Raw genomic sequence first — 23,142 nt, 5'->3', positions numbered from 1 at the left:
GTGCTAGTTCTAATAGCCATTCGCGGTGCAAACCGCCCCCATTTCACAGGATTTCCGGTTGTAACTATGAACATGGCCTCCCGTTTCGTCAGCATTATTGTGGTCCTAGTGGTGATTATTATCTCACCGCTCGGGGCTCGTTTAGCTGCACGGAACAAGGGATAGACCCACCACCGGACAGAACGAAACAAGCGACCCCCGAGCCTCACGGCCCGGGGGTTTTTTTTCGACCAAAGGACAGGATTTTCCACATGAACGGCGCGCAGTTTTTGGTACAGGCTCTCAAGAAACAGGGTGTGACCCAGGTGTTTGGTTACCCGGGCGGGGCCATCATGCCGGTCTACGACGCCCTGTATGACGGTGGCCTGGCCCATCAGCTCTGCCGCCACGAGCAGGGTGCCGCCATGGCCGCCGTGGGTTATGCCCGCGCCTCCGGTCAGGTGGGGGTCTGCATCGCCACCTCGGGCCCTGGGGCCACCAACCTGGTGACCGGCCTGGCGGAGGCGCTGCTCGATTCCGTGCCCCTGGTCGCCATCAGCGGTCAGGTGCCTTGCGCCGCCGTGGGCACGGATGCGTTTCAGGAGGTCGACGTGCTCGGCATGTCCCTCTCCTGCACCAAGCACTCCTTTATGGTGACGGATCCCGCCGATCTGGGTCGGGTGCTGGCGGAAGCCTTCGCCATCGCCACCGAAGGGCGTCCGGGTCCTGTGCTTATCGACTTTCCCAAGGATGTGCAGCTGGCCGCCGTGCCGACCCAGAGCCCGCTGTTTGCGGTGGAGGAGCCCGAGCCCCTCAATCCGGCCGAGCTGACCCTGGCCCGCACCCTGCTGGCCGCCGCCGAGCGCCCGGTGCTCTACGTCGGCGGTGGTGTGGGCATGGCCAATGCGGAGCAGCAGCTGCGGGACTTTGCCGCCGCCACCGGTATGCCGGCGGTCACCACCCTCAAGGGGATAGGTGCGCTCGACCCCGACAGCCCCGTCTACCTCGGCATGCTCGGCATGCACGGCACCAAGGCCGCCAACTATGCGGTGCAGCAGTGCGATCTGCTGGTGGTGGTGGGTGCCCGTTTCGATGATCGGGTGACCGGCAAGCTGGAGGAGTTCGCTCCCGAGGCCAGGGTGATCCACCTGGACGTGGACGCCGCCGAGTTCGGCAAGCGCCGCGCCGCCGACGTGGGCATCACCACGGATCTCAAGCGGGTGTTGCCCGCCCTGGCCATGGCGCTGGCGATCGATCCCTGGCGTGAGCACTGCGCCGCCATGGCTCGCGAATATGCCTTCCGCTACGACCACCCCGGCCAGCCCATCTATGCTCCGGCCCTGCTCAAGCAGCTCTCGGCACGGCTGCCCGAGACCAGCGTGGTGGCCTGCGACGTGGGTCAGCACCAGATGTGGGTGGCCCAGCACATGCGCTTCACCAGTCCGCGCAATCACCTCTCCAGCGCCGGCCTCGGCACCATGGGCTTTGGCCTGCCCGCCGCCATCGGCGCCAAGATGTCGCGCCCGGATGACGAGGTTGTGCTGGTGAGCGGTGACGGCTCCTTCATGATGAACGTGCAGGAGCTCGGCACCATACGCCGGGCCCAGCTCAAGGTGAAGATGGTGCTGATCGACAATCAACGCCTCGGCATGGTGCGCCAGTGGCAGGAGCTGTTCTTCGACGGCCGCTACAGCGAGACCATACTCTCCGACAACCCGGATTTCATCGCCCTGGCCGCCGCGTTTGGCATCCCGGGCGAAACCATCACATGCAAGGAGCAGATAGCCGGTGCACTCGACCGCCTGCTGGCAAGCGAGAGCGCCTACCTGCTGCATGTGGCCATTTCAGAGGAAGAAAACGTCTGGCCCCTGGTTCCGCCGGGAGTCGCCAACCACAAGATGATGGAGCAACGCCCATGAAGCAGCACAGCTTTCACCAACACACCCTGCATATCCACGCCCAGCCCAGACCCGAAGTGATGGAGCGGGTGCTGCGGGTGGTGCGTCACCGTGGCTTCGCTCTCTGCGCTCTGAACATGGAGCAGGATTGCCAACAGCTGCGGATCACGGTTACTGTCGAGTCGGAGCGTCCCATCCAGCAGTTGTGGATCCAGCTGGTCAAGCTGGTGGACGTCTCCCGGGTCGATGCACTGGAACAGCAACCCCGGATCAGCGCTTAAGGAGCCAAGCCAATGTCACAGCCTTCCCAATCCGCCACTCACCCCCAATACATCTGGTTCAACGGCAAACTGGTGCCCTGGCAGGATGCCCAGGTGCACGTCATGAGCCACGCCCTGCACTACGGCTCCTCGGTGTTCGAGGGAGTGCGCGCCTATGACACCCCCAGGGGGACCTGCATCTTCCGCCTGCAGGAGCACACCCGCCGCCTGTTCGACTCCGCCAAAATCTACTGGATGGATGTGCCCTACAGCGAGGCCGAGGTGAATGATGCCTGCCGCACCGTGGTGCGCGAGAACGGCCTGAAGAGCGGCTATCTGCGCCCGCTGGCCTTTGTCGGCAACGTGGGGCTGGGGCTGCACCCGCCGCTGGATGCCAAGGCAGACCTCATGGTCGCGGCCCTGCCCTGGGGCGCCTATCTGGGGGAGGAGGGGTTGAAGAACGGGGTGGATGTCTGCGTCACCTCTTGGAGCCGGCTCGCGCCGAACACCATACCCACCGGCGCCAAGGCCGGGGGCAACTACCTGTCGTCCCAGCTGATCAGTCGCGAGGCCAAGCGCAACGGCTTCGCCGAGGGGCTGGCGCTGGACGTGAACGGCTACCTGAGCGAGGGGGCGGGGGAGAACCTCTTCCTGGTGAAGAACGGCGTGCTGTTCACCCCGCCCGCCACCGCCGCCATCCTGCCCGGCATCACCCGCGACACCATCATGACGCTCGCTCGTGACTTGGGGTATGAGGTGCGCGAGCAGGCATTGCCCCGCGAAGCGCTCTACGTGGCGGACGAGATCTTCATGACCGGCACGGCGGCCGAGGTGACCCCGGTGCGCTCCGTCGATCGGATGAAGGTGGGCTCTGGCAGCCGTGGCCCCGTGACCGAGCAGCTGCAAAACGCCTTCTTCGGCCTGTTCAACGGCAAGACCGAGGACAAGTGGGGCTGGCTGACGCCGGTCAACGACTGATGAGAGAGGGGAGGCGTCACGCCTCCCCGAGTCGCTTCCGGTGAAGGCTCCCTGTGGCGCCTTCACCAGGATCGATTCCCGATCCGCGAATCACACATTCATGTTGAAAGACAATGCGCCCCAGGGGCATTCAGGGAGTAGAGACAATGCCGAAGTTGAGATCCGCCACCACCACCCACGGACGTAACATGGCCGGGGCCCGCGCCCTCTGGCGTGCCACCGGCATGACAGATCAGGATTTCGGCAAGCCCATCATCGCCGTGGTCAACTCCTTCACCCAGTTCGTGCCCGGTCACGTCCACCTCAAGGATCTGGGCCAGCTGGTGGCCCGGGAGATCGAGGCCGCCGGCGGCGTCGCCAAGGAGTTCAACACCATCGCCGTGGATGACGGTATCGCCATGGGCCATGGCGGCATGCTCTACTCCCTGCCGTCCCGGGAGCTGATCGCCGACTCGGTGGAGTACATGGTCAACGCCCACTGCGCCGACGCCATGGTCTGCATCTCCAACTGCGACAAGATCACCCCGGGGATGCTGATGGCCGCCCTGCGCATCAACATACCGGTGATCTTCGTCTCCGGCGGCCCCATGGAGGCGGGCAAGACCAAGCTCTCCGATCAGATCATCAAGCTGGATCTGGTGGATGCCATGATCCAGGGTGCCGACCCCAAGGTGTCCGACGCCCAGAGCGATCAGATCGAGCGCAGCGCCTGCCCCACCTGCGGCTCCTGCTCCGGCATGTTCACCGCCAACTCCATGAACTGCCTGACCGAGGCGCTGGGTCTCTCCCAGCCGGGCAACGGCTCCCTGCTGGCGACCCATGCCGATCGGGAGCAGCTGTTCAAGCTGGCGGGTCAGCGCATCGTCGCTCTGGCCAATCGCTACTACCAGCAGGATGACGAGAGCGCCCTGCCGCGCAACATCGCCACCAAGGCGGCGTTCGAGAACGCCATGGCCCTGGACATCGCCATGGGCGGCTCCACCAATACGGTGCTGCACCTGCTGGCGGCGGCCCAGGAGGCCGGGGTGGACTTCACCATGGCCGACATCGACCGCATGTCCCGCAAGGTGCCCCAGCTCTGCAAGGTGGCCCCGTCCACCCAGAAGTACCATATGGAAGACGTGCACCGCGCCGGTGGCGTGGTCGCCATCCTGGGCCAGCTGGAGAAGGCCGGGCTGGTGCACGGGGATACCCGCAACGTGCTCGGCACCAGCTTGCACGAGCTGCTGGAGCAGTACGACGTCAGCCGCTGCGATGACAAGGCGGTGCACGACTTCTACCGCGCCGGTCCGGCCGGTATTCGCACCACCAAGGCATTCAGCCAGGATTGCCGCTGGCCAGAGCTGGATCTGGACAGAGCCGAAGGCTGCATCCGCTCCCTGGACAACGCCTACAGCCTGGAAGGGGGACTGGCGGTGCTCTCCGGCAACCTGGCCCTCGATGGTGCCATCGTCAAGACTGCCGGGGTGGATGACGAGAACCTCTGCTTCCGCGGCCCGGCCCGGGTGTTCGAGAGCCAGGACTCGGCGGTCGCCGGCATCCTGGACGGCACCGTGCAGGCAGGCGAGGTGGTGGTGATCCGCTACGAGGGCCCGAAAGGGGGCCCCGGCATGCAGGAGATGCTCTATCCCACCACCTATCTCAAGTCCATGGGCCTCGGCAAGGCCTGCGCCCTCATCACAGACGGTCGCTTCTCCGGCGGCACCTCTGGCCTCTCCATCGGTCACGTCTCCCCCGAGGCGGCCTCCGGCGGCACCATAGGGCTGGTGGAGGATGGGGACATCATCAACATCGACATCCCGGCCCGCAGCATGGTGCTGGAGGTGGCGGACAGCGTGCTGGCCACTCGCCGCGCCGCGGTCGAGGCCCGTGGCTGGAAGCCGCTCAACCGTCAGCGTCAGGTCTCCTACGCCCTGCGTGCCTACGCCATGCTCGCAACCAGCGCAGATAAAGGCGCGGTGCGCGACCTCAGCAAGCTGGAGGAGTAAGACATGGTCTCTGCGGCTGATTATCTACGCAAGGTGTTGCTCTCCCCCGTCTATGAGGCGGCGCGGGTGACACCCTTGCAGACCCTGAAAAAACTCTCCGAGCGACTCGGCAACCAGGTGGCGCTCAAGCGGGAAGACCTGCAGCCGGTGCACTCCTTCAAGCTGCGGGGTGCCTATCACAAGATCGCCACCCTGAGCGCCGAGCAGAAATCCCACGGCGTGGTGGCGGCCTCGGCCGGCAACCATGCCCAGGGGGTGGCGCTGTCGGCGGCCAAGCTCGGCATCAAGGCCATCATAGTGATGCCCAAGACCACGCCGGACATCAAGATCGATGCGGTGCGCCGCCTGGGTGGCAACGTGCTGCTGTTTGGCAACAGCTTCGACGAGGCCTATGCGGAGAGTCGGCGCCTCGCCGAGACCGAGGGCTATACCCTGATACCGCCGTTCGACGACGTCGAGGTGATCGCGGGCCAGGGCACCATAGGCAAGGAGCTGCTGGAGCAGGACACCCACCTGACCCACGTCTTCGTGCCTGTGGGCGGCGGCGGCCTGGCCGCCGGGGTGGCTGTCTACATCAAGCAGCTGCTGCCGGACGTCAAGGTGATCGGAGTGGAGGCCGAGGGCTCCGCCTGCCTCAAGGCTGCCATGGAGGCCGGTGAGCCGGTCAACCTGGAGCGGGTCTCCCTGTTTGCGGACGGGGTGGCGGTCAAGCGCATCGGCGAGGAGACCTTCCGCCTGTGCAACCAGTATCTGGACGAGGTGGTGACCGTCTCCAACGACCAGATCTGCGCGGCGCTGAAAGACATCTTCGATGATTGCCGTGCCATCGCCGAGCCGTCGGGCGCCCTGTCCCTGGCCGGCCTCAAGGCCTACAGCGAGCGGGAACAGGTCAAGGGCGGCCGGATGGCGGCCATATTGTCCGGCGCCAACGTCAACTTCCACAGCCTGCGCTACGTCTCCGAGCGCTGCGAGATCGGCGAGAAGCGCGAGGGCATGCTGGCGGTGACCATACCCGAGCGCAAGGGGGCCTTCCTCGACTTCTGTCGTCAGCTTGGGCCCCGCATGGTGACCGAGTTCAACTACCGCTACGCGGATGCGGCCCAGGCCTCCCTGTTCGTCTCGGTGCGCCTCACCGGGGGTGACGAGGAGCTGGGCCAGATCCAGCAGCAGCTGGAGGAAAACGGCTACCCCGTGGTCAACATGACCGAGAGCGAGCTGGCCAAGAACCACGTGCGCTACATGATTGGCGGCCGCCCGGCCCGGCCCCTCGGTGAGCGTCTCTACAGCTTCAAGTTCCCGGAGCAGCCGGGCGCCCTGATGCGCTTCCTCGAGACCCTGGGTTGCCGCTGGAACATCAGCCTGTTCCACTACCGCAACCACGGCGCCGACTATGGCCGGGTGCTCTGCGCCTTCGAGCTGCCAGACGAGGACGTGGCCGCCTTCCACGACTACCTGCACGAGATTGGCTACGGCTGGAAGGAGGTGAGTGAGGATCCCGCCTACCGCCTGTTCCTGGCGAGCCAGGGCAGTCAGTGACGGCGGCTTGACCATCCCGCCTCGAGATGCAAACGAAGAGCCTGGCTCTTCGTTTTTTTATGGGCGCGCCAGGGGGCGCATCTACCGATAATGTCGCCAATATCACACTCCTGAGTCCCTGGTCGTTTGAGGCTGGTTGCAGATGGGATAATCTGAGTGCGGGGCTTGGGTTCAGGGCCCCGTCAGGGAAGAGAGGCGCAGTCGCGTCATAACAATTCATTGCAGGGGCTCATCCATGAACAGATCTATGCTCGCCGTCTTCGTCGGCGCTCTGATGGCAACGGGGACGGTGCAGGCTGCCGCCCAGGACAACACCTGGTATGTCGGCGGCAAGGCCGGCTGGTCCAATTTTTACGGGGTGGATTACGACGAGCAGGTCAAGGAGCTGTTCGATGCCTTTGATCCCGGCCAGGATCACAGCGACCTCGGCCTGGGGGCCTTCGCCGGCTATCAGGTCAACCGCAACGTGGCCGTCGAGCTCGGCTATGACTGGCTCGGCAAGTATCAGGTCGATCAGCGCTTCAGCGGCAACGGGGTGGAAGCAGGACTGGATGGGGAGGCCAAGGCCCAGATGATCCAGGCCACCATGAAGATCGGCTTCCCGGCGACCGAGGCCCTGGATATCTACGGCCGCCTCGGGGGCGCCTACGCCTGGACCGACAGCTCCATCAGTGCCTGGGCCAACGATGGCACCAGCAACCTCTCGGCATCGGGTGGGGGCAAGTATCACGGCGCCGCCTTTGTGGGGGCATTGGGCATCGAATACGCCATCGACAGGGATTGGGCCGCGCGCCTCGAATACCAGTACACCACCCCCCTCGGCAAGACTTCGCTGGATGAATCCGGCATTGAGATGGACAACGGCCTGCTGTCGGTGGGCATGCTCTATCGCTTCGGTCAGGTCGGTGACGAGCCGGTGGCGCCGACCCCCGCGCCCGAGCCTGCGCCCGCCCCGGCTCCCGTGCTGGTGGAGAAGCAGTTCAGCCTGGACTCGGACGTCTTGTTCGAATTCAACAAGGCGACCCTGAAGCCGGCCGCGAGCCAGGCCCTCGACAACCTCTTTGCCCAGATCCTGGCGGCCAACCCGAAAGACGGGGTGGCGACGGTGATCGGTCATACCGACCGGCTGGGATCCGATGCCTACAACCAGGCCCTCTCGGAGCAGCGTGCCCGCACTGTGGCCGACTACCTGATTGCCAAGGGGCTGTTTGCCGACAAGGTGCGGGCCGAGGGGCAGGGCGAGTCGTCACCGGTGACGGGGGGCAGCTGCCCGGACGGCGCCAAGGCGCAGATGATCGCCTGTCTGGCCCCGGATCGCCGGGTCGAGGTGCGCCTGACCGGGGTCTCCCAGGTCGCCGAATAAGCCATCGCAGCCAGACAGTGACAACGAAGAGGGGGCCCCAGGCCCCCTCGTCGCGTTCTGGCTCCCCCCCCTCATCCCCAACCCTTCTCCCACGAGGGGAGAAGGGAGCAAACACGCCATGGCGGGTGCGCACTATCGCCAGGCCCGTATTTCGCCGCTAAGCGGCGTAGTCAGACACACGGTAAGGGAAACGCCACTGGCGGCGCGTGATGGTGGTGGTTTAATTCAACTCCGTGGGGTCTATGTCCAGGCTCCAGCGCACCTTCTTGGTCTCCGGCCAGCCGTCCAGCTCCTTCACCGCCCAATCCAGCAGCTGGGCCAACGGCGCCCGGTTCGGCCCCTGCACCAGCAACTGCATGCGAAACTTCCCCGCCTTGCGCTCCATGAAGCCGCTGATGGGCCCGAGCACCTGCACCTGGGGGTAGCGGGCGCTGCGCAGGGTATCGGCGAGACGGGAGAGGAACAGCAGCACCTCGTCCCGGCCGTTGGCCTCGGCCCGGAACAGTCCCTGATAGCTGAAGGGCGGCAGCCCCAGCAGGCGGCGCTCCTTGAGCGCGGTGTCTGCGAAGTGGCCGTAACCGTTCTGGGTCAGATCCTGCAGCAGGGCATGCTCGGGGTGGTGGCTCTGCAGCACCACCAGCCCTGGTTTGCTGGCGCGACCGGCCCGGCCCGCCACCTGGGTGTAGAGCTGGGCCAGCTTCTCGGCGGCGCGAAAATCGGCACTGAACAGGGCGCCATCCACATCCAGCAGGCCGACCAGGGTCACATCCGGGAAGTGGTGGCCCTTGGCCAGCATCTGGGTGCCGATCAGGATCTTGTATTTGCCTGCCTTGATGTCGCCGAGGTGGGTCTCCAGCTCCCCCTTGCGGCGGGTGTTGTCCCGATCGATGCGCACCACAGGATATTGAGGGAACACAGTGGTGAGCAGCTGCTCCAGCTGCTCGGTGCCGACCCCCGAGCCGATCAGCTCGGGGCTGCCGCACTCGGGGCAGTGGTGGGGCAGGGGGCGCACGCTGTCGCAGTGGTGGCAGTGCAGGCGCCGCCCGGCCTGATGCCAGGTGTACCAGGCATCGCAGCGCTCGCAGGCGGCGCTCCAGCCGCACTGGTGGCAGATGAGGGCAGGGGCATAGCCGCGCCGGTTGAGAAACAGCATCACCTGGTTGCCCGCCGACAGATGCTCCGCCATCAGCTGCTCCAGCTGGGGGGAGAGCCCGGCCTGCAGCCGCACGCTCTTGATATCCAGGATCACCTGGCGGGCGGTCTGGGCGTTGCCGGCACGCCGCGTCAGGCTGAGGTGGTGATACTTGCCGCTGCGGGCGTTGTGCAACGTCTCCAGCGACGGGGTGGCGGAGCCGAGCAGTATGGGGATGCCGGCACGATGGGCCCGCATCACCGCGAGATCCCGGGCGTGGTAGCGAAAACCGTCCTGCTGCTTGAAGGAACCGTCGTGCTCCTCGTCGATGATGATGATGCCGAGGTTCTTGAACGGGGTGAACACGGCGGAGCGGGTGCCGATCAGGATGGCGGCGCCACCGTCGCGGCAGGCGAGCCAGGCATCGAGCCGCTCCCTGTCGTTCATGGCGGAGTTCATCGCCACCACGGGCACCTTGAAGCGACGGCGGAAGCGGTTGATGGTCTGGGGGGTGAGACCGATCTCCGGCACCATCACCAACGCCTGCTTGCCCGCCTTGAGCAACGGCTCGAGGATGCTCAGGTAAACCTCGGTCTTGCCGGAGCCCGTGATACCGTCCAGCAGGAAGGCGCCGAACCTGTCGCTCTGGCTGGTGACGGCGGCCACCGCCAGGGCCTGCTCGCCGTTGAGGCGCAGCCCTTCCCCCGCGTCAAAATGGGTGGCCCAGTCGCCGTCGTGGCTCGGCTCCAGGCTGCGCTTCTCCAGCAGTCCTTTCTTCTCCAGCGCGGTGAGGGCCGCACTCTGGATCTCCTCCTGCTTGAGCGCTGACGGCGTCTGCGGCCCCTTGCGCAGCAGGGCGAGGGCCTGTTGCTGCTTGGCCGCCCGCTTGAGCTCGTTGAGATCGAGCGCCATGCCTGCCTCGGTGGCAAACCAGAACTCCAGCTCCCGATAGGCGGCGGGCTCCCCCTTGCGCACCAGCACCGGCAGGGCGTGAGGCAGCACCTCCCCCAGCGGGTGCTGGTAGTAGCTGGCGCTCCAGGCCATCAGCGCCAGTATGTCGGGCCCGAGCACAGGGGCCGTGTCGAGTACCCGCTTCAAGGGCTTCAATTTGGCGCGGGGCACCTGACTCTCGGTCGGGTGATCCACCACCAGACCGACCAGGGTCTGGGGGCCGAACGGGATCTCGACCCGGCAGCCGGGGGCAGGTAAAGGCAGGGGAGAAAGATAGTCGAAGTGACGGCGCAAGGGCACCGGGACAGCGACACGAACCAGATCAAGCGTTTGCGATGAATCCACCAAAAGGTTGCCTATTTTTTCTGCGAAGCCACTTGCCTGAACTCAGGCATTTCCTATATTATTCGCAGCCTTTGAAACTGTGTTCAACAATCGTGTGGTGTCCGACAAGAGATCGGATGGCGACACGGCCTATCAATTGAGGTTGTCCATGAAAGCTGGTATCCATCCTGACTACGTAGCCATCACCGCCAAGTGCTCTTGCGGTAACGTCATCAACACTTTCTCTACCCTGGGTAAAGATCTGAACCTGGACGTGTGCTCCGAGTGCCACCCGTTCTATACCGGCAAGCAGAAAGAAGTTTCTAGCGGCGGCCGCGTAGACAAGTTCAACAAGCGTTTCGGTGCGATGACCACCAAGAAGTAATCTTGCTTCTGAAGAATTCTGAAAAAGGCGCCCATCGGGCGCCTTTTTTGCTTGTGGACGTTCTGTAATGCGGCGCTTTGCCCTATGGTGGTGCGAGTCCATGGGGGATGAGGAGTGTCGGAATGCGAAACTGTCTGGTGATGGGTGCGGCGGGTTACATAGGTTCCTACCTGGTGCCTCATCTGCAGGGGCTGGGTTACAGGGTGATCGCCGGTGCGCGCCGTCCCTGCCGCCTGCCGGAGGGAGTGGAGTTCCGTCTCGCCGACAGCCTCAAGCCCATCACCCTGCTGCCGGCCCTGGCCGGGGTGGATACCGTCTTCTATCTGGTGCATGCCATGGGGGCAGGCGCCGGTTTTCACCGGCTGGAGCAGCAGGGGGTGAAGAACTTCGCCGCCGCCGCCCGCGCCGCCGGGGTGCGCCGCATCATCTATCTCGGGGCCATACAGCCGATCCCCTGCAACAGTCGCCATCTCAACTCCCGTCGTCACTGCGGCGAGCTGTTTCGGGACGCGGGCGTGCCCACGGTGGAGCTGCGGGCCGGCATCATCATAGGGCCGGGCTCGGCCGCCTTCGAGGTGATGCGGGATCTGGTGTTCAACCTGCCCATGATGGTGACGCCCAAGTGGGTGCGCTCCCGCACGCCCCCCATAGCCCTCTCCAACCTGCTGCACTATCTGGGCGGCCTGGTGGAGGCGCAAGGGGTGGATGGTCGCATCTTCAACGCGGTGGGCCCCGAGCTGCTCAGCTACCAGCAGCAGTTGCAGAAGTTTGCCGCCCACATCGGCAAGCGTTGCCCCATCATTCCCATCCCCTTCCTGAGCCCCCGGCTCTCCGCCTGGTGGCTGCAGTTTGCCACCTCTGTGCCCCAACCCATCGCCAAGGCGCTGGTGGGCGGCCTCAAGCACGACATCCCGGCCGACGATGGCCCCTTGCGGGCCCTGCTGCCCCAGCACCTGCTCAGCTTCGACGAGGCGCTGACGGAGAGCCTGGCGCTGGAGCAGAAACTCGGCGCCGAGCAGCAGGGGGAGGAGACGCCGCTCGGCCTGCGCTGGCGCCATCCCGAGTACGGCTTCTACGACCGCACCGCCAGCGGGGAGGCCGAGTGCCTCGCCTCCCCCGAGGTGGTGTGGCAGGTGCTGCAGCAGCTGGGGGGCGAGCAGCGCTACTTCTACATGAACGAGCTGTGGGTGGTGCGCGAATGGATGGATCACCTGATCGGGGGCCCGGCGCTCACCCGGGGCCGCACCAATCCGGATCGCTTCGTGAAGGGGGACATGCTGGACTCCTGGCAGATCCTCGGGGTGGACGAGGGGCGCAGGCTGGATCTGCTGTTCAACATGAAGGCCCCCGGCGTCGGGCGGCTGGAGTTCAACATCCAGCCCCAGGAGTCCGGCCTGACCCGGCTGCGGGTGACCGCCCACTGGCACCCCCAGGGAGCCTGGGGGCTGGCCTACTGGCTCGCCATGTTGCCCTTCCACCTCTTCATCTTCCAGGGGATGACGGAGGCCATCGCCCGCCAGGCGGAGGCGAGGGCCGGTATTCCCGTGATGGACTGAAAGCGGATCTATAACTAAATGGGTATCTTTGCGTGGCGGGAGATGCTGCTGAGTCGGCTATCAGTGGGATTTGGCGATATTTTCTGCTGTGAAAGCCCGGTGGTTTTCTTTATGATCCCGAGCCCTCGCCACAGGCGAGCCAATGCACCACTCACTCACTTCCGTATCGGGGTCCCCCATGTCCGATCTGCGTCACGATCTTCGTCAACAAGCGCTCGATTACCACGCCCAGCCCATTCCCGGCAAGATAGCCATCGCCCTCACCAAACCCGCAGAGACCGCCCGGGATCTGGCCCTGGCCTACAGTCCGGGTGTCGCCGAGCCGGTGCGCGAGATCGCCGCCAATCCGGCCGATGCCTACCGTTACACCGGCAAGGGCAACCTGGTGGCCGTCATCTCCAACGGCACCGCCATCCTGGGGCTGGGCAATCTGGGGCCGCTGGCCTCCAAGCCGGTGATGGAGGGCAAGGCCCTGCTGTTCAAGCGCTTTGCCGGCATCGATGCCATCGACATCGAGGTGAAGCACGAGACCAGCCAGCAGTTCATCGATACGGTCGCCGCCATCGCCGACACCTTCGGTGGCATCAACCTGGAAGACATCAAGGCTCCCGAGTGCTTCGAGATAGAGCAGGCGCTGATCGAGCGCTGCGACATCCCGGTGTTCCACGATGATCAGCACGGCACCGCCATCGTCACCGCCGCCGGCCTGCTCAACGCGCTGGAAGTGCAGGGCAAGCGCATCGAACAGAGCCGCATCGTCTGCATGGGCGCCGGTGCTGCCGCCACCGCCTGCATGGACCTGCTGATCAAGTGCGGCGCCGCGCCACAGAATATCTTCATGCTGGACCGTCAGGGGGTGATCCACAGCGGTCGCACCGATCTCAACCAGTACAAGCAGCGCTTCGCCAACGACACCCCCCTGCGCACCCTGATGGAGGTGATCGACGGGGCGGATGTGTTCGTCGGCGTCTCCGGCCCGGACGTGCTGCCTGCCGAGGCGGTGGCCCTGATGGCACCCAATCCGGTGATCTTCGCCTGCTCCAACCCGGATCCCGAGATCAAGCCTGCCCTGGCGCACTCGGTGCGCAGCGATCTCATCATGGGCACGGGTCGCTCCGACTACCCGAACCAGATCAACAACGTCATCTGCTTCCCCTTCATCTTCCGCGGTGCCCTGGACGCGCGCGCCAGCCGCATCAACGATGCCATGAAGGTCGCGGCGGTGGAGGCCATTCGCGGCCTGGTCAAGGAGCCGGTCCCGGCCGAGGTGCTGACCGCCGCCGGGGTGAGTGCGCTCACCTTCGGCAAGGAGTACGTCATTCCCAAGCCGATGGATGCCCGTCTGCTGCCCCGCGTGGCCCGCGCCGTGGCGCTGGCGGCGGTGGCCTCCGGCGTGGCACGCATCGCGCTGCCGGCAGATTACATGCAAGATTGATCCGCCTGAGCACGACAAAAGGGGCCCCATGATGGGGCCCCTTTTCATTGGGAGCTTGTGCGCCTGTTACTTGGTCTTGGGGGCCACTTTCACGGCCGGTGCGGCATGGGTCGCCTTGTGATGCTTTTTCACCACCTTGGTCTGGGTCGCGTGGGGCGCGGCAGCCTTGGTCGGGGTGGCAGCCATGGTGAAGCCGGAGGTCAGGGCGAAGACAGCAGCCAGGCTCAGGGGGATCAGCTTTTTCATATTCCAGTTCCTCGTTCGGTTTGATGACATGGAGCGGCTCTCCATGACGTCATCCTAGGACTGCAGGGCCTGTACTTCAGTGAGGGACTGGTGACGGTTTGTATCCAAATGTACGGGCAGCCTGAGGCAGAAGCGGGCTCCCGTCTCGGCGGGCAGCAGCTGCACCTCGCCACCGTGGTGGCGCGCTATGCTGCGCACTATGGCGAGACCCAAGCCGGTGCCGCCGGTGCGCCTGTCCCGGCTCTGATCCAGCCGCACGAAGGGCTCGAAGATCTGGGGCGCCAGCGCCGGATCTATGCCGGGGCCGTCGTCGGCCACCTCCAGCAGGTAGTGATCCTGCTGCCGACTCATGGCGAGGCTCACCCGGCTGGTGGCGTGGCGCAGGGCGTTGCCGATGAGATTCTCCAGCGCCCTGTCCAGCAGGCGGATGTCGCCGCGCCAGGGCAGGGGATGGGCGGGCAGCTGGAGGGCGAGCCGCCTGTCCGGGCGCAGCGCCTGCCAGTCCGGGAGCCGCTCCCCGGCCCAGCGACCCAGCTCCAGATCGCTGCATTGCAGCGGCAGCTCTGGGCGATCCAGCCTGGCGTAGGTGAGCATCTCCTCGATGAGGGCGTCCAGGGCGCCGAGATCCCGCTCCAGCCCCTGCTGCTCCTCGGTGGTGGGAGGCTCGGCCAGCATGGCGAGCCGGTAGCGCAGCCGCACCAGCGGGGTGCGCAGCTCGTGGGCGATGGCGTCGGTCAGCTGCTTGCGGCTGGCCAGCATGGTCTGCAACTGCTCGGCCATCTGATCGAAGGTGCGACCGACCCGGCCCAGGCTGCTGCCGGGGGGCAGGCCGGTGCGGCAGGAGAGATCCCCGTCACCGACCCGGCGGGCTGTCTGCTCCAGCCGTTGCAGGCCGTGCCAGTGGGGGCGCAGCCAGAGCAGGATGGGCAGGCCGAGGGAGAGGCCGATGAGCAGCAGCAGGCCCACGTCGACCCAGTGCAGCTCGTGCAGGTAGGAGAGATAGGGGACAGGGCCGACGATCAGCACCTGATCGGTGCCCGGGATGCGCTGCAGGAAGGTGTCATCCTCCTCGACGATGACGATGTTGCCCGCCTCGAGGAAGGCCTGATCCTCCCTGGCCAGGGGCTGGTTGGCGAGGGCGCCGAGTTGCAGCGGCAGGTTGAGCTGGTGGCTCTGCTCCCCCATGCGGGCGGGCCAGCGCGCGGGGGGCAGCCGGGCCAGCTCGCCGGTGAGCAGCCCCAGGGAGCCCTGCATCATGTGCTCCAGATAGCGGTCCCCCGCCCGCTCGGCACTGACCTGATAGACCTGGCCGATGAGCAGGATGGCGAGGCCGAAGCAGCCGATCAGCAGCAGGTAGAACTGGATAAACAGGCGTCGCATGGAGGCTCTCCTCTTAACCTGGATTGCGTCTTGGCGTTGTTTTGTTGTCCCCTCATCCCCAACCCTTCTCCCGCAAGGGGAGAAGGGAGCGGAGAGCATCAAGGTCATTCGGTAATTGCTTATTCCCAGGCCTGGGGCACCAGCAGATAACCCTTCTGGCGCACCGTCTTGATCCGGGTCGGGTTGTTGCTGTCATCCCCCAGCCGGCGGCGCAGGCGGGAGATGGCCACGTCCATGCTACGGTCCTGGCCGTCGTAGTCGCGGCCCCGCAGGCTGCGAAACAGCGCCTCCCGCCCCAGGATCTGGCCGGCGTGGCAGGCCAGCTCCCACAGGAGGTCGAAATCGGCGGTGGAGAGGGGGACGCTGTTGCCGTCGAGACGCACGTCCCGCCCCGGGCCGTCGATCCGCAGGCGGCCGAATTGCAGGCGCTGGGGGGGCGCGCTGGGAGCGGCCGGTTGCGACGCCTGCCCCTGCTGGCGGAACTGGACCCGCAGCCGGGCCAGCAGCACCGGGGGCGGCGTGGTCTTGAGGATGTAGTCGTTGGCACCCAGCTCCAGGCTGAGGATCTGGTTCATGTCGCTGTCCAGCGAGGTGAGCATGACGATGGGGCCGGCAAAGCGCGGGCGCAGATCCCGGCACAGGGAGAGGCCGTCCTGCCCGGGCAGCATGATGTCGAGCAGCACCAGATCGGGCTGTTCGGCCTCCACCCTGGCGAGCGCCAGATCCCCCCGGGTCTCCAGCAGCACTTCGATGTCGTGGCGGCCTAGCCAGCTGCTGATGAGCTGGCCTATGTCGGGATCATCTTCAACAAACAGAACGCGTGGCATGATGGCGTGGCCCCCGGCGATGGCGCGAATGCGTGTGTCGCCAGCATAACGGCTGCGCCAGCGCTCTGCACCGGGATAACTAATCAAAACAGGGCCCGCGGGCCCTGTTGTGATTCTGCCTGTCGAGCGGGTATCGGTGTCTCCCCTGCGGCATCAGCCTGCCTTGCGGCGCAGATAGACCCCGGCTTCCATATGGTGGGTCCAGGGGGAAGTGGCTCGGACAGGGCGAAGCGGTCTCCCCGGCGGCATCAGCTCGCTTTGCGCTTGAGATAGACCCCGGCCTCCATATGGTGGGTCCAGGGTGAAGTGGCTCGGACAGGGCGAAACGGTCTCCCCGGCGGCATCAGCTCACTTTGCGCTTGAGATAGACCCCGGCCTCCATATGGTGGGTCCAGGGGAACTGGTCGAACAGGGCGAAGCGGGCCAGCTCGTGGGTCTCGCCGAGGACCGCCATGTTGGCCTGCAGGGTCTCGGGGTTGCAGGAGATGTAGAGGATATTGTCGTACTCCTGCACCAGCCGGACTGTGGCGTCGTCCAGACCGGCACGGGGCGGGTCGACGAAGATGGTGTTGCACTGGTAGGCGCCGAGATCGACCCCCTTGAGGCGGTTGAACTCCCGCTCGCCGCGCATCGCCATGGTGAACTCCTCCGCCGACATGCGCAGGATGATCAGGTTGTCGACGCCGTTGGCGGCGATGTTGTACTGGGCGGAATCCACGCTCGGCTTGGCGATCTCGGTGGCCAGCACCTTGCGGAAGTTCTGGGCCAGGGCGATGGAGAAGTTGCCGTTGCCGCAGTAGAGCTCCAGCAGGTCACCCTCGCTGCCGCGGGTCACATCCAGCGCCCAGCCCAGCATCTGCTCGTTGATGGCGGCGTTGGGCTGGGTGAAGCTGTTCTCCACCTGCTTGTAGACCAGCTCGCGCCCCTGCACCTTGAGCCGCTCGATGACGAACTCCTCCCCCAGGCAGATCTTCTGCTTGTGGGCGCGGCCAATCAGTTGCAGATCGAACCCCTGGGCCCGCAGATCGGCTTGCAGTGCCGCTGCGGCCTGCTGCCACTCCGCCTCCAGCTTGCGGTGGTAGAGCAGGCTGACGCAGAGCTGGCCGGATTGGGTGGAGAGATAGTCTATCTGGAACAGCTTGCGGCGCAGCACAGGGTGCGGGCGCAGCCCTGCCAGCAGCACCGGCATCAGCCGGTTGATGAGCAGGCTGGCGATGGGGAAACTGTCGACCCGGATGATCTCCTTGGTAGCCTGGGCATACATGCAGTGGAAGAGGTCATCCCCCTCGTGCCAGATGCGGAACTCGGCGCGCATCCGGTAGTGCTCGGCGGGGGAGGCATGGACCTCAAGCGCGGGCGGATTGAAGTCGGCGAACAGCTGGGTGAGGCGATCGCGCTTCTCGTCGAGCTGGGCCTGGTAGTCGGCGGGGGTCCGCTGGGATTGGGTCATAGATACCTCAGATGCACACCGGCAGGGCCGGGCAGAAACCGGGGAAGGCCGCAGCCAACCAAAGGGTGGGGATTTTAAAAGGCCGTCGCGGATTGTCCAAGTTTTTTGTGGTCAAGAAGTGGTCAGTCGGGCCGATAACCGATCCACCAGTATGGCGGGAGAGTGATGATGCAGATCGATGGCATGGGCGCAGCCCAACCCAAGGGAGTGGGCATTGCTCCCAAATCGCCTCAACAGGCAGAGTCGAAAACGGCGGACAAGGGGGATGAGGTCTCCCTGAACAAGCCCCCGAAGTGGGCCCAGGTGCTGATCCAGCAGGCGCTGCAATTCGCGCTGGAGATCAACGGCCAGCACTATCAGGCCCCCAAGAGTCAGGAGTTCAAGCTGGATCCGCCAGAGGCGATCACCCCGGAGACCCTGTTCGATTACGAGACGGTGGCGGACAACGTGCTGCAGTTTGTCACCGGACGGCTGGGGGCGGCCCGTGCCGACGGCAAGTCGGATGAGGATCTGGCCAAGATGATGGAGCAGGCCCGCAAGGGCGTGGAGATGGGCTTCGGCGACGCCAGAAAGCAGCTCGGGGACTGGGCGGACAACGAGGACATCAAGACCGGCATGGATCAGAGCTACAAGCTGATCCAGGAGGGGCTGGAGTCCTTCGAACAAGAGTTCTTCGGCGAGGTCTCGACCACGGATCTCGGGGCGGCCAAGATGGCCAGCCGGCAGCAGGCCTTCCTCGAGATCGAGACCCGGGACGGGGACAAGGTGATGCTGAGGTTCAGCGACAGCTGGCAGTTCAAGTCCCGTAACGACGGGAGCGGCAGCCAGTTCAGCCTCAAGTCGAGCCAGAGCTTCGACTTCTCCCTGGAGGGGGATCTCGACAGTGGCGAGATGGAGGCCATCGGCAAGCTGGTCAAGGGGCTGGACGAGCTGGCTGGCCAGTTCTTTGGCAGCGGGGAGGGCAAGACCCTGGCCGACAGGCTGGACGGCCTGCAACTGGACGACAGCCAGCTGGCCGCCTATTCCCTCAAGCTCAAGCAGTCGGCCCGCTTGAGCCAGACCTATCAGGGGGCCCATTCGCTGCAGGAGGGGCTCAAGCCCCTGGCGGACTACCTGCCGAAGCTGAGCCAGCTGCAGCAGCAGGCCGATGCCCTGTTGCCCCCTGCCCAGCAGCAGGCCTTGACCCCTGCGGTGCTGGCGGCGCGAGGCCAGAGCGAGGGGGCCGGTTTCATGGGCTTCAACCAGCGGATGCTGGAGGCCATGAGGCTGCTCGGCCAGCAGATGGCGACCACCTGATCCCGGTTCGTCACCTCTCTGATGCGGCGTTTGCCAGCCCGGGCCCGGGCTGGCACACTGCCTTTTTCTCCAGCCAGACGATGCCATGAACCCCAAGAAGCCAAGAGACAAGCGCGAGCTCTGCTACCCCTTCATCTTCGAGACCCAGTTCCAGTGCGACTACGAGATCGCCACCGACGAGCTCTGCTGCCAGGTGGGGGCCGTGCTCTCCCATCTGGTGCCGGATGAGGATACCCGCCCCGTGCTGGCGGATCTCGCGGCGCTGCAGCGACTCATCTACAACCTCAACGGCTCGGTGCGTGGCAGGCTCGGGATCTTCGAGGAGGATCTGGACTGGCTGAAGGGGCGTTACGATCACTACAACGAGGCGAGCCGCGGTCGGGTGACCGGTTTCGTACTGCCCCAGGGGCCCCAGCCCATTCCCACCCTGCACCTGTGCCGCTGCGGCAGCAAGAAGGTGGTGCGCCTGCTGGTGCGCCTCGAAGAGAGCGGCGTGCGCTTCGACCCCATCCTCTATCGCTTCGCCAACCTGCTGGCCAACTTCTTCTTCGTGCTGACCGTCTACCTCAAGCAGGCCTGGGAGGTGACCGAAGTCCCCTACGTCAGCATCAACTACTGAGGTTGCCGGGGTTTGCCGAAGCAACATGAAGAAAAACCGGAGCCTTGGGCTCCGGTTTTTGTTGTCAGCTCGACAGCAGTACCCTGGCCGAGTTGGCCGGTATGGTGAGCTGCACCTCCCCCTGCACCACCTCGAACTTGTCGCCGTTGAATGCGTCGGTGAAGCGGCTGGCGGGGCTGGCGGTCTGCCACAGGGGCAGGCTGATGGTGCGGGGCTCCGTGGGGTGGCGGTTGCAGGCCACCACTACCTGATCGCTTTGCAGGGTGCGGGCAAACACATAGCTGTGAGGGCCGGCGTAGAGGGTCTGGATGTCACCCCGGCGCAGGGCCGGACGCTGGCGGCGCAGCTGGATCAGGCGGCGGTAGTGATCGTGCAGCACATGATCCCAGTCTGTGGTGTCCCAGGGGAAGCAGCGACGGCAGTCCGGATCGTTGCCGCCGGAGAGCCCCACCTCGTCGCCGTAGTAGATGGAGGGCACGCCGATATAGGTGATGAGCAGGGTGGCGGCGAGCCGCATCCGCTGCTTGTCCTCCCCCAGCAGGTGCAGGAAGCGGGCGGTGTCGTGGCTGTCCAGCAGGTTGAACTGGGCCAGCTGGTTCTTGAAGGGGATATGGGCCCGAGCCAGCTTGAGCCACCTGTCCAGCTCCTCGGCGCTGATCCGGATGGGGTGATAGGCGATGTCCTGTCCCGCCAGGAAGGCGCGTATGGGGTGGGCGAAGCCGTAGTAGTTCATGGCGCCGTCCTCCTGATCCCCCTGCAGCCACTGACTCGCCTCGAAGAAGTGCTCGCCCAGCACGTAGGCGTCAGGGTTCTCCTGCTTCACCGCACCGCGAATGGCGCGCACATGGCCGCTGTTGCCCATGGCCGAGCCCCGCTCCCCCAGCATGTGGATGACGTCGAAGCGCCAGCCATCGATCTGGTAGGGGGCCCGCATCCAGTAGCGCAGAATGGCGTTGTCTGCCCGATACACGGCGTCTTGCACCTGCTCGCTGGAGAAGTCCAGCTTGGGCAGGCTGCGAATGCCCTTCCAGCTGACATAATCCCCCTCCTGATCGAAGGTGTAGAAGCTGCGCCAGGGGGAGTCCGGATTGCTCTGGGCCCCCAGCGGCGGGCAGAACCAGGGGTGGTCGGTGGAGGTGTGGTTGACCACGGCGTCCAGGATGATCTTCATGCCGCGCTGGTGCAGGTTGCGGGTCAGCTCGGCAAACTGGGCATTGGTGCCGAGGTGGGCATCCACCTTGAAGTAGTCCTGGGTGTCGTACTTGTGGTTGCTCGGCGAATCGAAGATGGGGTTGAGGTAGAGTGCCGTTACGCCCAAGGATTGCAGGTAGTGCAGCTTGGCGTCTATCCCCGCCAGATCCCCGCCGTAGAACTCGCAGGCGCCGTGCCCCTCCTCGTGGCGACTGACCGGTTCCCCCCAGGCCTTGCTGATGACCGCCTTGCCGCGGTACTCGTACTCGTGATGCCTGACGCTCAGCGAGGGATCGCCGTTGCAGAAGCGGTCGGGGAAGATCTGGTAGAACACCTGATCCTGTACCCAGGCCGGCGGCTGGTGGCGGCTGTTGAAGCGGAAATGCTGCTCCCGCGGCGGCATGGCGGCGCTGACGCCCGCCCCGTGCAGCCACCACTGCTCCTGGTCGGTGAGGCACTTGAAGCAGTAGAGGTGGATCTCCTGCCCCCTGGCCAGCGGCAGCTCGACCTGCCAGACCTGCAGCCTGTCCCGGGTCGAGACCGGGCGCATGGCTACCAGGTACTCCTCGTTGTCCGGCTCGTGACGCAGCCACACCTCGCGGATGGGGGCGTCCAGCTCGCTGAACAGGGTGAGCAACAGGGTATCGGCACTCTCTTTGAACCAGGGTGCCACCTGGGGATGAAACAGGAAGGGATGGGTCATGGTATCTACTGCATCAGAGGGTGGCCAGAGGCTACTGGGTCAGGAGGTCGGCGAGGGCATTGCCCTGCTCGTGGAGTTGCTCCAGCTGATCCGCCAGGGTGGCGGGATCCAGCCCGAGCTGGTCGGCCAGCGGCTTGGGGAAGCGCGCTATGATGGTCTGGGCCGGTACCCCGGCGTGCCAGGCGAAGGAGACGAAGACGGAGAGCCGGATCAGCACCGCCTCCTTGCTGACGGGATCGTGGGAGAGGGGATCCAGCTGCTGGGCGATGGCATCGACGAAGGAGGCCGACAGGTTCCAGCGCTTCGCCAGCTCGGCGCCGAGCTGGGCATAGTCGTACCCCAGCATCTCCCGCTGGGCCTCGACCCGGCTGCTCCCCTTCTCGATGGCCAGGTTGATGAGCCCGGCCTCCTCCGGCAGGGTGCTCTGGATCAGCAGCTCGCCGATGTTGTGAATGAGGGCGCAGGTGAAGGCGCTCTCCGGATCCACCGCCCTGGTCTGTTGGGCCAGGGTGCGGGCTATGGTGGCGACCTGGAAGGTCTGGGTCCAGAAGCGGTGCTTGTCAAAGCCCGGGGGGGCCTTGAAGCTGCTGATGATGCCGGAGGCGACCACCACGGAGCGCAAGCGGTTGAAGCCGAGGCGGATCACCGCCTGCTCGATGGAGGTCACCTCGTTGCCCCGGCGCAGGGCGGCGGAGTTGGCCATCCGCAGCACCTTGACGCTGATCACCTGGTCCATGGCGATCTTGGCCGCGATCTCGTCGATGCGGGCATTCTCATCGTTGAAACTCTGCATCAGCTCGTGCAGCAGCTGCGGGATTGTGGGCAGTTGTTTGATCTTGCCAAACAGGCGATCCATCGACATGGCTGAGGCAGCCTCCATTGCGAACAGTGCCTCATATTGTGCCACAGCTGGGCCAGTTGTTCCTGTCGGCGAGTGGTTTTGTGAGCCCTAGTACACCCAGTCTCGCAGTCTGTATTCCAAACGGTGCCGTTTTCCGGTCAGGATCAGGGTCTGTGGCGTGCCGCTCAGGGTCGCGCCCTCCATCAGGGTGGCGAGCACCGCCTGTTCGATCTGATCGAGCCTGGGCGGGCAGGCCATGGCCGTGCTGCCGAGGCTGGTGACCCAGAGCCTGTCATCCTCGAGATGGCCCTGGCCGAAGTAGCGGTTGCACCCGGCGATGCCGTTGACGGTGAAGTGCTCCCCTATCTCGATGTCGGGGGGATTGACGCGGCTGCTGGGGATGGCCTGGCCATCCAGCTTGTCGAGCACCCAGTGGTGGTGCTGCAGATCTTGCGAGGCGAAGCGGGGAGTACTGCTGCAGGCACTGAGCAGGAGCAGGGCGAGCAGCAGTAGCAGAAATCTGGGCATTGAAGGGGCTCCGGTGGTGGGTATGACAAGCATACCCGTCCCCGGGCCTGGGCGGCAGGGCGAGGGGGGAGGTGCCCGACCGCTTCTGTCGCCCCGGGGGAAGAGGGGGTGTCGGCAAATGGCAACACCCGCCCCAGGCGAGTCGGATTGCACGCAAAAGGGGTCATCATCTGACCCCTTTTGCACGTCTATCGGTGAACCGGCTTATGCATCGGCAAACAACCGCTCGGCATAGCGGGCGAGCCCGAGATGACGGAGCCGAAGTCACCCCCTCCT

Annotated in this window: 19 protein-coding genes; 11 read left to right on the top strand and 8 right to left on the bottom strand. The window is 65.3% G+C overall.

Going from position 1 to position 23,142, the window contains the following annotated elements; translation table 11 throughout:
* The first annotated feature begins 251 nt into the window (after window positions 1–251).
* The 6 genes from ilvG (at window position 252) to ompA (ending at window position 8,002) form a co-directional block, all read left to right on the top strand.
* Window positions 252–1,898, top strand: a complete 1,647-nt coding sequence (ilvG, locus tag AC1IN8_RS17505) for an acetolactate synthase 2 catalytic subunit (RefSeq protein ID WP_479759878.1) — start codon at window positions 252–254, stop codon at window positions 1,896–1,898.
* Window positions 1,895–2,158 carry an acetolactate synthase 2 small subunit gene (gene ilvM / locus AC1IN8_RS17500; protein WP_479759876.1) on the top strand — a complete coding sequence of 88 codons (264 nt, stop codon included), beginning with the start codon at window positions 1,895–1,897 and terminating at the stop codon, window positions 2,156–2,158. Before ilvG ends, ilvM begins: the two co-directional genes overlap by 4 nt.
* A gap of 12 nt (window positions 2,159–2,170) precedes the next feature.
* The gene (locus AC1IN8_RS17495) at window positions 2,171–3,115 is read left to right on the top strand and encodes a branched-chain amino acid transaminase (RefSeq protein WP_479759874.1); all 945 of its coding nucleotides are present in this window, start codon (window positions 2,171–2,173) and stop codon (window positions 3,113–3,115) included.
* 146 nt (window positions 3,116–3,261) lie between these two features.
* Window positions 3,262–5,103 (top strand): dihydroxy-acid dehydratase, encoded by a 1,842-nt coding sequence (ilvD, locus tag AC1IN8_RS17490; protein ID WP_479759872.1) that lies wholly within the window; start codon window positions 3,262–3,264, stop codon window positions 5,101–5,103.
* A gap of 3 nt (window positions 5,104–5,106) precedes the next feature.
* Window positions 5,107–6,639, top strand: a complete 1,533-nt coding sequence (ilvA, locus tag AC1IN8_RS17485) for a threonine ammonia-lyase, biosynthetic (RefSeq protein WP_202047679.1) — start codon at window positions 5,107–5,109, stop codon at window positions 6,637–6,639.
* 235 nt (window positions 6,640–6,874) lie between these two features.
* Window positions 6,875–8,002: a porin OmpA gene (gene ompA, locus AC1IN8_RS17480; protein WP_139438070.1), complete on the top strand. Its 1,128-nt coding sequence runs from the start codon at window positions 6,875–6,877 to the stop codon at window positions 8,000–8,002.
* A gap of 220 nt (window positions 8,003–8,222) precedes the next feature.
* Here ompA and priA read toward each other — a convergent pair whose 3' ends face one another.
* Window positions 8,223–10,430, bottom strand: a complete 2,208-nt coding sequence (gene priA / locus AC1IN8_RS17475) for a primosomal protein N' (RefSeq protein ID WP_479759869.1) — start codon at window positions 10,428–10,430, stop codon at window positions 8,223–8,225.
* Between the two features lie 148 nt (window positions 10,431–10,578).
* Here priA and rpmE point away from each other — a divergent pair, with 148 nt between their 5' ends.
* The 3 genes from rpmE to AC1IN8_RS17460 all read left to right on the top strand — a co-directional run bounded on the left by rpmE (window position 10,579) and on the right by AC1IN8_RS17460 (window position 13,785).
* The gene (gene rpmE / locus AC1IN8_RS17470) at window positions 10,579–10,794 is read left to right on the top strand and encodes a 50S ribosomal protein L31 (RefSeq protein ID WP_016352348.1); all 216 of its coding nucleotides are present in this window, start codon (window positions 10,579–10,581) and stop codon (window positions 10,792–10,794) included.
* 122 nt (window positions 10,795–10,916) lie between these two features.
* Window positions 10,917–12,350 (top strand): DUF2867 domain-containing protein, encoded by a 1,434-nt coding sequence (locus tag AC1IN8_RS17465; protein ID WP_479759866.1) that lies wholly within the window; start codon window positions 10,917–10,919, stop codon window positions 12,348–12,350.
* 178 nt (window positions 12,351–12,528) lie between these two features.
* Entirely contained in the window at window positions 12,529–13,785 is a 1,257-nt protein-coding gene (locus AC1IN8_RS17460) for a malic enzyme-like NAD(P)-binding protein (protein WP_319913895.1), read from the top strand.
* Window positions 13,786–13,851: 66 nt separating this feature from the next.
* On the opposite strand, the gene AC1IN8_RS17455 is transcribed toward AC1IN8_RS17460, so the two are convergent.
* The 4 genes from AC1IN8_RS17455 to trmA form a co-directional block, all read right to left on the bottom strand.
* Complete coding sequence (locus AC1IN8_RS17455) at window positions 13,852–14,031, bottom strand: hypothetical protein (RefSeq protein ID WP_042649209.1); 180 nt, start codon at window positions 14,029–14,031, stop codon at window positions 13,852–13,854.
* A 54-nt stretch (window positions 14,032–14,085) separates the two neighbouring features.
* Window positions 14,086–15,411: a two-component system sensor histidine kinase RstB gene (rstB, locus tag AC1IN8_RS17450; protein ID WP_479759864.1), complete on the bottom strand. Its 1,326-nt coding sequence runs from the start codon at window positions 15,409–15,411 to the stop codon at window positions 14,086–14,088.
* 119 nt (window positions 15,412–15,530) lie between these two features.
* Window positions 15,531–16,238 (bottom strand): two-component system response regulator RstA, encoded by a 708-nt coding sequence (gene rstA / locus AC1IN8_RS17445; protein WP_479759921.1) that lies wholly within the window; start codon window positions 16,236–16,238, stop codon window positions 15,531–15,533.
* Window positions 16,239–16,581: 343 nt separating this feature from the next.
* Entirely contained in the window at window positions 16,582–17,688 is a 1,107-nt protein-coding gene (gene trmA, locus AC1IN8_RS17440) for a tRNA (uridine(54)-C5)-methyltransferase TrmA (RefSeq protein ID WP_479759862.1), read from the bottom strand.
* A 168-nt stretch (window positions 17,689–17,856) separates the two neighbouring features.
* On the opposite strand from trmA, the gene AC1IN8_RS17435 reads away from it, so the two are divergent.
* Both AC1IN8_RS17435 and AC1IN8_RS17430 read left to right on the top strand, forming a co-directional pair.
* Window positions 17,857–18,984 (top strand): DUF5610 domain-containing protein, encoded by a 1,128-nt coding sequence (locus tag AC1IN8_RS17435; RefSeq protein ID WP_479759919.1) that lies wholly within the window; start codon window positions 17,857–17,859, stop codon window positions 18,982–18,984.
* Window positions 18,985–19,069: 85 nt separating this feature from the next.
* Entirely contained in the window at window positions 19,070–19,603 is a 534-nt protein-coding gene (locus tag AC1IN8_RS17430; protein WP_205642902.1) for an ATP--cob(I)alamin adenosyltransferase, read from the top strand.
* Window positions 19,604–19,667: 64 nt separating this feature from the next.
* Here AC1IN8_RS17430 and malZ read toward each other — a convergent pair whose 3' ends face one another.
* The 3 genes from malZ to AC1IN8_RS17415 form a co-directional block, all read right to left on the bottom strand.
* Entirely contained in the window at window positions 19,668–21,497 is a 1,830-nt protein-coding gene (gene malZ / locus AC1IN8_RS17425) for a maltodextrin glucosidase (protein ID WP_479759860.1), read from the bottom strand.
* Between the two features lie 31 nt (window positions 21,498–21,528).
* Window positions 21,529–22,377 carry an HDOD domain-containing protein gene (locus AC1IN8_RS17420; RefSeq protein WP_041204403.1) on the bottom strand — a complete coding sequence of 283 codons (849 nt, stop codon included), beginning with the start codon at window positions 22,375–22,377 and terminating at the stop codon, window positions 21,529–21,531.
* A gap of 69 nt (window positions 22,378–22,446) precedes the next feature.
* A complete protein-coding gene (locus tag AC1IN8_RS17415; protein ID WP_025328730.1) occupies window positions 22,447–22,866 on the bottom strand; it encodes an META domain-containing protein in 420 nt (139 codons plus the stop codon).
* Between the last annotated feature and the right edge of the window lie 276 nt (window positions 22,867–23,142).

The organism is Aeromonas sp. 130281 (genome assembly GCF_056642115.1).
The sequence above is the reverse complement of the archived record's forward strand: the minus strand, read 5'-3'. Positions and strand labels throughout refer to the sequence as shown.

Bases quoted from the DNA above. Each gene is read 5' to 3' on its own strand.
- rstA (WP_479759921.1), bottom strand. From the start codon at position 16,238: ATGCCACGCGTTCTGTTTGTTGAAGATGATCCCGACATAGGCCAGCTC.
- trmA (WP_479759862.1), bottom strand. From the start codon at position 17,688: ATGACCCAATCCCAGCGGACCCCCGCCGACTACCAGGCCCAGCTCGAC.
- AC1IN8_RS17435 (WP_479759919.1), top strand. From the start codon at position 17,857: ATGCAGATCGATGGCATGGGCGCAGCCCAACCCAAGGGAGTGGGCATT.
- AC1IN8_RS17460 (WP_319913895.1), top strand. From the start codon at position 12,529: ATGTCCGATCTGCGTCACGATCTTCGTCAACAAGCGCTCGATTACCAC.
- malZ (WP_479759860.1), bottom strand. From the start codon at position 21,497: ATGACCCATCCCTTCCTGTTTCATCCCCAGGTGGCACCCTGGTTCAAA.
- AC1IN8_RS17430 (WP_205642902.1), top strand. From the start codon at position 19,070: ATGAACCCCAAGAAGCCAAGAGACAAGCGCGAGCTCTGCTACCCCTTC.
- rstB (WP_479759864.1), bottom strand. From the start codon at position 15,411: ATGCGACGCCTGTTTATCCAGTTCTACCTGCTGCTGATCGGCTGCTTC.
- AC1IN8_RS17420 (WP_041204403.1), bottom strand. From the start codon at position 22,377: ATGGAGGCTGCCTCAGCCATGTCGATGGATCGCCTGTTTGGCAAGATC.
- ompA (WP_139438070.1), top strand. From the start codon at position 6,875: ATGAACAGATCTATGCTCGCCGTCTTCGTCGGCGCTCTGATGGCAACG.
- ilvA (WP_202047679.1), top strand. From the start codon at position 5,107: ATGGTCTCTGCGGCTGATTATCTACGCAAGGTGTTGCTCTCCCCCGTC.
- AC1IN8_RS17495 (WP_479759874.1), top strand. From the start codon at position 2,171: ATGTCACAGCCTTCCCAATCCGCCACTCACCCCCAATACATCTGGTTC.
- ilvD (WP_479759872.1), top strand. From the start codon at position 3,262: ATGCCGAAGTTGAGATCCGCCACCACCACCCACGGACGTAACATGGCC.
- AC1IN8_RS17465 (WP_479759866.1), top strand. From the start codon at position 10,917: ATGCGAAACTGTCTGGTGATGGGTGCGGCGGGTTACATAGGTTCCTAC.
- ilvM (WP_479759876.1), top strand. From the start codon at position 1,895: ATGAAGCAGCACAGCTTTCACCAACACACCCTGCATATCCACGCCCAG.
- AC1IN8_RS17415 (WP_025328730.1), bottom strand. From the start codon at position 22,866: ATGCCCAGATTTCTGCTACTGCTGCTCGCCCTGCTCCTGCTCAGTGCC.
- rpmE (WP_016352348.1), top strand. From the start codon at position 10,579: ATGAAAGCTGGTATCCATCCTGACTACGTAGCCATCACCGCCAAGTGC.
- AC1IN8_RS17455 (WP_042649209.1), bottom strand. From the start codon at position 14,031: ATGAAAAAGCTGATCCCCCTGAGCCTGGCTGCTGTCTTCGCCCTGACC.
- ilvG (WP_479759878.1), top strand. From the start codon at position 252: ATGAACGGCGCGCAGTTTTTGGTACAGGCTCTCAAGAAACAGGGTGTG.